This is a genomic window from Paenibacillus sp. NPDC056579, from assembly GCF_042793215.1.
Classification (GTDB): Bacteria; Bacillota; Bacilli; order Paenibacillales; family NBRC-103111; genus Paenibacillus_S.
Window position 1 is genome coordinate 219820 of the sequence record NZ_JBHTVD010000002.1, and the last position, 9588, is coordinate 229407.

General features: G+C 54.3%; 9 protein-coding genes. 6 read left to right on the plus strand and 3 right to left on the minus strand.

Going from position 1 to position 9588, the window contains the following annotated elements:
• Positions 1–126 precede the first annotated feature (126 nt).
• Entirely contained in the window at positions 127–2100 is a 1974-nt protein-coding gene (locus ACFQ88_RS08510; RefSeq protein ID WP_379453814.1) for a beta-galactosidase trimerization domain-containing protein, read from the minus strand.
• Positions 2101–2310: 210 nt separating this feature from the next.
• On the opposite strand from ACFQ88_RS08510, the gene ACFQ88_RS08515 reads away from it, so the two are divergent.
• From ACFQ88_RS08515 to ACFQ88_RS08525, 3 genes are all read left to right on the plus strand, one after another.
• On the plus strand, positions 2311–3183 hold the full coding sequence (locus ACFQ88_RS08515) for a helix-turn-helix transcriptional regulator (protein WP_239632770.1): 873 nt from the start codon (positions 2311–2313) through the stop codon (positions 3181–3183).
• A gap of 151 nt (positions 3184–3334) precedes the next feature.
• Positions 3335–4048, plus strand: a complete 714-nt coding sequence (locus tag ACFQ88_RS08520; RefSeq protein ID WP_239632773.1) for a FadR/GntR family transcriptional regulator — start codon at positions 3335–3337, stop codon at positions 4046–4048.
• A 284-nt stretch (positions 4049–4332) separates the two neighbouring features.
• The gene (locus ACFQ88_RS08525; protein ID WP_379453815.1) at positions 4333–5910 is read left to right on the plus strand and encodes an ankyrin repeat domain-containing protein; all 1578 of its coding nucleotides are present in this window, start codon (positions 4333–4335) and stop codon (positions 5908–5910) included.
• Between the two features lie 87 nt (positions 5911–5997).
• Here the strand turns inward: ACFQ88_RS08525 and ACFQ88_RS08530 are convergent, their stop codons facing one another.
• Positions 5998–6174 carry a hypothetical protein gene (locus tag ACFQ88_RS08530; protein ID WP_379453816.1) on the minus strand — a complete coding sequence of 59 codons (177 nt, stop codon included), beginning with the start codon at positions 6172–6174 and terminating at the stop codon, positions 5998–6000.
• A 148-nt stretch (positions 6175–6322) separates the two neighbouring features.
• Between ACFQ88_RS08530 and ACFQ88_RS08535 the strand changes: the two genes are divergently transcribed.
• Genes ACFQ88_RS08535 through ACFQ88_RS08545 form a run of 3 tightly spaced genes read left to right on the plus strand, consistent with a single transcriptional unit; the run spans position 6323 to position 9312 of the window.
• The gene (locus ACFQ88_RS08535; RefSeq protein WP_379453817.1) at positions 6323–7066 is read left to right on the plus strand and encodes a (Fe-S)-binding protein; all 744 of its coding nucleotides are present in this window, start codon (positions 6323–6325) and stop codon (positions 7064–7066) included.
• Positions 7050–8552 (plus strand): LutB/LldF family L-lactate oxidation iron-sulfur protein, encoded by a 1503-nt coding sequence (locus ACFQ88_RS08540; protein WP_239632779.1) that lies wholly within the window; start codon positions 7050–7052, stop codon positions 8550–8552. The genes ACFQ88_RS08535 and ACFQ88_RS08540 overlap by 17 nt, the downstream gene beginning before the upstream one ends.
• Entirely contained in the window at positions 8542–9312 is a 771-nt protein-coding gene (locus ACFQ88_RS08545; RefSeq protein ID WP_379453818.1) for a LutC/YkgG family protein, read from the plus strand. Before ACFQ88_RS08540 ends, ACFQ88_RS08545 begins: the two co-directional genes overlap by 11 nt.
• On the opposite strand, the gene ACFQ88_RS08550 is transcribed toward ACFQ88_RS08545, so the two are convergent.
• Positions 9305–9588 (minus strand): hypothetical protein (locus tag ACFQ88_RS08550; protein WP_379453819.1); only part of this gene is annotated, 284 nt, incomplete at its 5' end. The genes ACFQ88_RS08545 and ACFQ88_RS08550 overlap by 8 nt on opposite strands.

A 9588-nucleotide genomic window follows, 5' to 3' on the forward strand; every position in this document is an offset into this window, starting at 1 on the left:
ATTGCAGCATCATAGGAGCAGAAGAGAAGAGAGGACACGACCCTTCGTGTCTTCTCTTCTTACTTGAAAAACCCCACATGAAAAAGCGCTCGCCCTTTACAAGGACGAACGCTTTTTTTACATCGTTTAAAGAGTTTCCAGCACTACCATCTGGTGGCATTCCAGCTTAGGTACCGTATAAGATACGCTGCCGTTAGCCTCATCAATCGGGAGCTCTTCCATTTGCGGCGCCAAATACGCACGCTTAACCGGCTTGTCGAGCTTCAGTGTCACACGGACATCATACAGGGGAACGATATCCTCGATCACCTCTACGCCGGAGCCCCGTTTGACCGGAGTAGCGTAAAGAAGATGGTTGACGTAACGCCGCTCGGACGGCTGCTCCATCAAGGTGACGATGCCCTGAGCCGGTAAAGTGGTGCTGAGCGTCTTGTCGGTAAGCAGCCGGTTCAAGGCGAACAATACGCTTTCCTTCAAGGCCAGGCTGCCTTTCCCGGCATAATCGGCAAACACGTTCCAGGCAAAATAAATACCGTTGCGGCTTTCCACCATGCCCGGCCCGTTATCCTGCTGTGCGCTAGGCGTATGCTGGTGCGAGCAGAAGGTGAACACATCGCGGTTAAAGTACGGATTCTCACGGTGCCCGAGGGACGTACCGTCCGTCAACTGAACCTGTTGGCCGTCGGAGTAAAAGACGAAGGCAGCGTTTTGCAAGCTTGCCAGCTCGAAATGAGGGCGGAAAAAGCTCGGCTTGTAAGGATTCTCGCCTTCCCAGGCAACGCCAAGGTCGATCGCGAAGCCGTCTCCCGCCTCGTTCAAGCCGGAACGCCCGGTAGCGAGCACCTTGCCGCCTTGGGCGAAATAATCGTTCAGCTTGGCCGCAAGCTGCGGATTCACAACGACTTGGTCAGGCAAAATGACGACTTTGTATTTCGTCCAATCGTTCTCCGTATCCACGACGTCGAACAGGATTTTGCCTTCCAGCAGCATCCGCACAGCACCTGCGTCCGAGGTGCCGGAACGATCCTCGCGCTTCTCTTCTTTTTGGGAAGCGACGGCTTCCACTGAAAGCAAAGCGACGTCGGCTACGCTTCTTACATCCTTGCACCACGCCTCTTTCTCGGCGACCTCGCGGTAAGCGGCACCGATCAGCTCATAGGTGGCGGGATCCATCAAGCCTTCCGGATGGAGCTGGTCGCCGATCGAGCAGCGGGCGCCGTTAGCGATGCTAAGCGACGTTTCGTACCTCAACGCATTCGGATGCTTGTAGCCGCCGAATTCGCCCCAGGTCGTATGGAATTTGCCGGTCATGCCGAGATAATTCATGCCAAGCCCTTGCGCATAGCGTGCGGATAGCGGGAAGTGATCGTATCCCCAGCCTCCGGTTGGTAATGATTCCAGCTCCAGGTGAGAGTTCATGCCCGCCAAATCCCGGCGTCCGCGGCGAATGTGGCCGCCGTTATGGAATACCGGCAGTCCCGGCTTGATCGCGTCGATCGCTTCGCGGACTCTCGATGCATAGTTGGCATAGGTTCTCTCGCCCAGGGCAATAACGGCTTCCTTGTTGCGGGGGTCCTGGCCTGCGTCTCTAAGCGTCTGAACGCAAGTATGGCAGTAGCACTGGCGAACGCCGACAATATCCAGGAAAATGCCGTCGGCATCATAATTGCGTACGACTTCCTCGATTTGCCGGATGAGAATATCCAGATAAGGCGTATTCAAGCAGAACTGATGGTAGCCCGGCTTCATGAACCCGTCGACCCAGTTCGTATTGTCGTTAATATCGCGGATGAGCCATTCCGGATGGCGGCGGGTCAGCTTCTCGTCCAATCCGGCGGATATGTACACCGGCGTCTTGACGTCGATTTCGTGAGCGGCTTCGATCATCGCGCCGAGCAGGTCGAATTCAAGCTCCGGATGAATTTCATTCGCTTCCGTAGGGTGATACGCCCAGCCGTGGTGGCATTTGGAGAAGATGGTGATGGAATCTACGCTGCCTTTTTTCAGCATGTCTTGGAATTGCTGCTTGGAAAATTGTCTTCCGATATGCGGAATGGCTTCTGAAGTATGAAAATCGAGATGGACCTGGCGAAAACGCATAAAAATAGACACGCTCCTTTGAATGCTTGTTGATTTCAGATCACTTAAAAAAGCGGTTACATTATACACTATAGAACGGAATGGAAGCTTGGCATAGGTAAGAGGCCGACCATTTATAGCACAATATCGACCAAATTCGATTGTATTTTGCCAGTCCGTCCACTACACTGGAGTAGCATCGTTTGGTTTGCAGGGAGAAAGGAGTGCCCAATGGATATTTTACAGCTATCGATTCCGCCGCTGCCGCAATTTTTGACGGCCGGACACTCCGTATGGAGGAGCGGGATGCAGCATTTTGAGCGGTGCTTCGAGGTGTACGATCTCGTTCTGGTTTGCAGCGGTGCTCTCTATATGACCGAGGATGAGACTCCCTATGAGGTGGAAGCTGGCGAGGTCCTGCTGCTGGAGCCGGGCAAAACGCACTACGGACACCGGTCTTGCACCGGGGACACGGAGCTGTATTGGCTTCATTTCAGGCACAGCCGCCCGGTGGCGCGCATGGCGGAGAAGCACATTCCTTGGTCGACGCTTGTCCGCAGAGGAACCGATTTGGATCTTGCGCCGGCGGAGCAGTATTTATTTTTGCCCAAGTACGGCAAGGTGGACATGAAGCCGCTTATTCCGACCTTGCAGGATATGCTGCAGCTGCGCGACAGCTTGACGCTGGAGCATGCGGTCGATTTGCAGGTCGCCATGGGACGTTTACTGTCTCAGCTGCAGTCGGGAGTGAAAGAGTATAGACGCTCCACCCGTTCTTATACCGTCGCAGAGCAAGTGAAGGATTATTTGCAGGAACGGTACATGGAGCCGTTTCGAGCGGAACGGATGGCGGAGGAGCTGCATTTTCATTTCGACTATGCCGCCCGCTGCTTGAAGAAGCATACGGGATTAACCCCGCTGCAGTATCATCATACGCTTCGCATGGACAGGGCCAAACGGCTGCTCATTCACAGCACGATTCCGATTCCCGAGGTCGCCGCGGAGGTAGGGTTCAGCGATTATAACTACTTCATCCGGCTGTTCCGCAAAACGGTAGGGATGACGCCCGGACTGTTCCGGCAAACGTCGAAAGGATACGTGTAATCCCCCTCGTACTCACACTGTGATGAGCATGAAACGAAATGAGAAAATAACAGGTAACAATTGGCTTTCCGCCTTGCAAGCGGGTATAATAAGCGTGAGCTGATGGGCGGTTAGGGTTAGTAATCATGTTGATGCACAGGGGGCGGACGACTTGGAAATTCAGAAAATATCGTCGCGTAAAATATATGAAGTCATTGCGGATCAAATTAAAGAGCAAATAGTGAGCGGCGCACTGCAGCCGGGTCAAAAGCTGCCTTCGGCAAAGGAGCTGTCCGAACGGTTTCAGGTCGGCAGATCTACCGTCAGAGAAGCGCTTAGCGCTTTGAAGGCCATGGGACTGGTGGAAATCCATCAAGGCGAAGGAAGCTATGTCCGCAGTATCGAGTCGCAGGATGTGGATCTTCCCGTATTCGATTCGCTGTTAATGAGCCGCGAGACGGTCGTGGAGCTGATTGAAGCGCGGAAGGCGCTCGAAATTTCCAATGCGGCACTGGCAGCGGAAAAGCGCACAGACGAGGATATGGCGAAATTTGAAGCGGTTTTGCGCAATATGGAAGATTTCCTGGGCAATGAAGAGGAAGGGGAGCGTTCCGACATGCTGTTCCACCTTACCTTGGCGCAGGCGACTCACAATTCCATCATGGAGCGGATGATCGATTCGATCTCGACGCAAATGCAAACCGCGATCCGCGAAACGAGACGGATTCAAATGTATTCAAGCAAAACGGTTTCCAGCCAGCTGCTGAAGGAGCATAAAGCGATTTATGAAGCGGTGCGCGACCGCGATCCGGCCCAGGCAGAGGAAGCGATGCGCAGACATCTGTTCCATGTCGAGCAGGTGCTGTTGAAGTTTTTGAAAAAGTGATGCGCAGTTTTATTTTTACGAGATACGCTATTCAATAACCAGGGAGCAGACCGCCGCGGCAGCTGCTCCCTTTATCGTCTGTGCTGACCCGAGCGACTGAGAGGATAGCTTTATTCCCTTCACGAATAGTATAAAGACAGCTTTCTAGCCATTCGCAGAAGCCCCTACAGGTGATTTGAAGTTAGTGACCTTGTTAGCTATTGATGTACTTCTCGTTGATACCGTTTAACACCATACTCGAAAAGATGTAGGATCCATAGTATCCGAAAGGGGAGCGGATGACGTTGTTAAGACCTGGAGAATTGAAGGACGATGATGTATGGGACATGCTCAGTGCAAGCCGGGACGGGGATTTGGAACGAGTGAAGAGACTCGCTTCGCATCGGCCCGAATTGAACCACTGCGAATACAACTACACTCCGCCAATCCACTTCGCGGTTCGTGAAGGCCATCTGGACATTGTCCGTTACTTGCTGGAACAAGGAGCTGATCCTGCCTATCGTACTTATCCGTTTCAAGACTCGCTTCTTACAATGGCACAGGATCGCGGATATCATGAGATTGCAAATATTTTATTAAACACCCTGTCTAAGCGGTTTCCTGTCATGGAAGGCCTTTCTGAATTTTTGGAGGCCGCTCGAAAAGGCGATGCCGATAGGATTCGATTTGATTTGTCACGCAATCCCCAACTGGCTCTTGTCAGCAACGAAACCGGCGAAACGGCTCTTCATCAGGCTGCAAGGGGTGGTCATCCGGAGATCATGAAGGTCCTGCTCGATGCCGGTGCAGCCCCGGATGCCATGCGTTCCGACGGTATACGCCCCATTAACTGTGTTGTGGACCGAGGCAGCAAGCCAGCGCCGCTAGCAGGCGTTCTTGCCGGTATGCTGCTAGCAAGAGGGGCAGAATACAACATCTATCTTGCTGCAGCGCTTGGTGATGACCACTATGTACGAGAGGCGCTTCGGCGCGACCCGAATTCGGCTAACTTTGAGGACTCTTCACATCGACGGCCCATTTCGGCTGCTGCACGGCGTAATGACTTCGAGATGGTTAAGCTGCTGCTCGAGCACGGTGCGAACCCGAGCTTGCCGGAAGAGGGCGCACCTCTCGGACAGGCTCTTTGGAACGCGGTGTATCAGCGGCAGCATGAAATGGTGAAGCTGCTGCTTGAATATGGGGCGAGCCCGAATACTGCGCCGGAATCGAGCGGCAGCGCGTTGTTCCAGGCGCGTAAAGATCCCGAGCTAACACGCCTTCTTCTTGAATATGGCGCAGTAGATACAACCGGCGATTTGGATCACTTCCATACCTTAGTGGAAGATAACAAGCTGGTAGAGGTTGAACAGATAATTGCAGCGAACCCAGAGCTGCTGCGGCAAGCAAGCGCTTTTTGGGGAGAGGGCATACTATGTGGACCGGCGCGCGATGGCAAACGAGAGATGCTCGCGCTGTTAATCCGTTATGGCGCACGTGTGCCTGACGTTACGAAGTGGGGACGGTACTATTATTTCAAGCACTACGAAATCGCTGCCTTTCTTCTGCACCATGGCATGAATCCGAATCACATGAATTGGCAGCATGTTACTCTTCTGCACGATATGGCGCAGGAGGGGGATGTGGAGAAGGCGAGCTTGCTCCTTGATTATGGTGCTGCTATGAATTCCGTCGACGAGGAGTATCGTTCTACTCCGCTTGGTTTCGCAGCCCGCTGGGGACACAAGGAGATGGTTGCAATGCTCCTGGAGCGCGGCGCCGATCCGAATAAGTCGGGCGCACCGTGGTCGACACCTCTTGCCTGGGCGCAGGTTAAAGGGCATAGTCATATTGAAGCCGAATTGCGGCGGGCCGGGGCTAGATGAGGCAGGAGTGATTGACGGATGCGAATAGTCACTTGGGGCCAAGCAGAGCAAAAGATAGGGATTCCGAGCTTGACCGTTGTACCGATGTCATTGGCAGCAACGATACTCCATGTTATATTCGGTTTCATTACAAAAGGCAGCCCCACGCAGCTGCTTTAGATTTGTGTATAAAGCATCGGCTTTTTCTAAATTTTTGCTCAATGCAGCCGTAGGGCGGAGGTGCCCGGCAAGGACTTCACCCGGATTATTGCTGATCTCCGCCAAGATCATCACTTCCTCCCAAGGCTGCTGCTAAAGGATGGAAACATGCACTGGATTTGCTGCCATTCGACAAATAATCCTTTTCAAAAACCAACTTATCTGATAACCTGATAACATAACAATTACTTTATGAATAAAGGAAGGGAACCCTATGCGAGTCTCTTTATTTATTACTTGTTTGGCAGACCAGCTTTATCCCGAGGTGGGGGAAAGCGTTGTCAGATTGCTGCACCGGTACGGCTGTGAGGTAGATTTTCCGGATGCGCAAGTATGCTGTGGGCAGCCTGCCTTCAACAGCGGCTATCAGGATGAGGCAAGAGAAGTGGCGCGCGGCTTGATCCGTGCTTTTGAACATAGCGATTATGTCGTTTCGCCGTCCGGCTCCTGTACAGGGATGGTTCACCACTATTATCCTCAATTGTTCGAGAGCGAACCCGAATGGAAGCTCAAGGCGGAAGAGCTGATCGCTAAAACGTACGAGTTTTCGCAATTTCTTGTGAATGTTCTCGGCGTAACGGATTTGGGAGCGGTATTTAACGAAAAGGTTACTTATCACGCATCTTGCCATGCGACGCGGTTTCTCGGCGTGAAGGATGAGCCGAACAAGCTGCTGACGGGAGTCAAGGGGCTGGAGTACATCGATCTTCCGAAAAAAGAAGATTGCTGCGGCTTCGGCGGTACGTTTGCGGTCAAAATGGCGGATATGTCCGAAGCAATGGTATGCGAGAAGGCAGGCCACGTATGCTCAACCGGAGCCAGCGTGCTCGTCGGTTCTGATATGGGCTGCTTGATGAACATCGGGGGCCGTTTGAACAAAGAGAACAAGCCGGTTCGCGTAATGCATTTGGCGCAGCTGCTGGAGGAAGGAGTGAAGAACGGTGAATCAGGTCGATGAGAAGCAATTGATCGGTACTGGGCTGAAGAAAAGAACGGAAGAAGCGCTGGCCGACGAATTTCTGCGCAAAGCGGTCGCTTTTACGACGGATAAGCTGAAAACCGCCAAGCTGAAGGCGATGGACGACTTCGGCCAATGGGAAGAATGGCGCGAGCGCGGCAAGCAGATCCGCAAGCATGTCGTTGATAATCTGGATTATTATTTGACCCAGTTTACCGATAATGTGTCCAAAGCCGGCGGGCACGTCTATTTTTGCCGTACGGCGGACGAAGCCGTCAAAGTCTTTATGGATTTGGCGGAGCAGCGCAAGGCGAAGCTTGTGGCCAAAGGGAAATCGATGGTGTCCGAGGAAATCCATCTGAATCATCATTTGGAGGAACGCGGCATCGAAGCGATCGAGACCGATTTGGGAGAATATATTCTTCAATTGGCGAAAGAAACGCCGTCTCACTTGATCATTCCAGCGATTCATAAAAACAAGCAGCAGATCGCAGAGCTGTTCAACAACGAATCCGGCGAGCAATTTCCGCCGGAAACGAAAATACTGGCCGGCTATGCCAAACAGCGGCTGCGCAATTATTTCCTGGAGGCGGACATCGGCCTGACCGGATGTAACTTCGGCGTTGCGGAGTCCGGTGCGATCACGCTGGTATCTAATGAAGGAAACGGCCGTATGGTGAGCACGATTCCAAAATCTCACGTTGTCATCATGGGGATGGAACGGCTGGTGCCTACGTACGACGACCTGGAGGTCGTACTGAACCTGCTGGCGCGCAGCGCGACCGGTCAGAAGCTGACGACGTATACGTCGATGATTACGGGACCGCGCCGCGAGGGCGAGCTCGACGGACCGGAGGAGCTCCATCTCATCGTTCTGGACAACGGACGCTCGGCGCAGCTCGGCGATCCGGTGTTCCAAGAGGTGCTGCACTGCATCCGATGTGCAGCCTGTTTGAACGCGTGCCCCGTGTACCGTCACGTCGGCGGACACACCTACGGCAGCGTATACAGCGGCCCCATCGGGGCCGTATTGACGCCGCTGCTGCAGCAGGACATGAAGGAAGCGGGCCAGCTGGCCTACGCTTCCAGTCTGTGCGGGGCATGCTATGAGGCATGCCCGGTGAAGATTCCGCTGCACGATATGCTCGTGCAGCTGCGCGCCCGCAAGGTCAAGATGGGCTTGACCCCGCTGGCCGAGCGCGTAGCCTTCAAGTCGTTCCAGACGGCGTTCGGGAGCGTGACGTTGTACAAAATGGCGACGAAATCCGCCTATTATATGCAGAAGCCTTTTATCAGCAAAGGCTTCATCAAGAAAGGGCCGGGACCGATGTCCGGCTGGACGCAGTCGCGCTTCTTCCCGATGAAGCCGAAGCAGTCGTTCCGCGACCGCTGGGAAGCGCTGCAGCAGGAGCTGAAATCGGCGCCGGTCATCGCTAAAGCGCCGGATGCGCCGGTGAATAAGGGAGGTAAGCCGCATGAGCATTAATCCAGGACAAATTCACGGCCGCGACGCGTTCATCGCCAACATTTCGTCCCGGCTGGGACGCCAAGCGCCTTCAAGCACCCCTCCGGAGCGGCCGTTCCGCGGCGCACCGGATTTCTATAAACAAATCGAGCGAACCACCGACGAGAAAATCGAGCTGTTCATCCAGAACTGGACCGCCTTAACGGGCAAGGTTCTGGTAGTGGAGGAAGCCGAGGCCAAGGAGAGCATCGGGGCCTGGCTAAAGGAAGTAGCCGCGGAGCTGGGCGTAACGCATGTATCGCGCTGGGAGCACGACGGCTTGATCGGCCTCGGCCTTGACGAGGCTTTGGCCGAAGCGGGCGTCGAGGTCGTGCCGTGGAAAGCGACCGACGGTGCAGACGGAGAGACTGCGGCCGACGCCAGCTCCAACTGGGCCAAACGCAGCGAGCTGCTGAAGCGCACGGAGCGCTGCCAGCTCGGCATCATTTGGCCGGACTACGCCGTCGCCAACACGAGCACGCTTATGCTGCAATGCTCGCCGCAGCGCGGACGCTCGGTCAGCCTGCTGACCGATATCCTGTTCGCTGTGTTCCGCGCGGATCAGCTGGTAACGCGGATGGGCGAAGGCTTCAGCAGCATCACGCAAGGCAAGTCGGACGGAAGCCATTATGCGTCGTCCTTGAATTTGATCACGGGTCCTAGCCGAAGCGCGGACATCGAGAACGATCTTACGATCGGTATTCACGGACCGGGCAAGGTGTATGCCGTAATTATTAAGTAATATCAAAGCAGAGCCGCTCCAGTGGATGGGAGCGTGCTCTGCTTTTCGTTTTATTCGGGGGCGGTATGGCGACCCGCACGAAATTGGCTAAGGCTTGCAGTAGGCGTATCATTTCGTTTCGTTGAGGCTGTTGTCTTGCCAGGCTGTAACGCGGAAAATCCGCTTTACAGTGGCGGTCGAGCGCCTCGAGCCCAGCTGTAAGAAGGAAAAACCGTGTTACAGAGTCTCGGAGAAGCAGCATCGTGCCTGAGCCACCGCTGTAACGCGGAAAATCCG

What these genes read in the sequence shown, in the direction of transcription:
- ACFQ88_RS08510 (WP_379453814.1), bottom strand. Translation starts at nt 2,100, where the DNA reads ATGCGTTTTCGCCAGGTCCATCTCGATTTTCATACTTCAGAAGCCATT.
- ACFQ88_RS08515 (WP_239632770.1), top strand. Translation starts at nt 2,311, where the DNA reads ATGGATATTTTACAGCTATCGATTCCGCCGCTGCCGCAATTTTTGACG.
- ACFQ88_RS08545 (WP_379453818.1), top strand. Translation starts at nt 8,542, where the DNA reads ATGAGCATTAATCCAGGACAAATTCACGGCCGCGACGCGTTCATCGCC.
- ACFQ88_RS08535 (WP_379453817.1), top strand. Translation starts at nt 6,323, where the DNA reads ATGCGAGTCTCTTTATTTATTACTTGTTTGGCAGACCAGCTTTATCCC.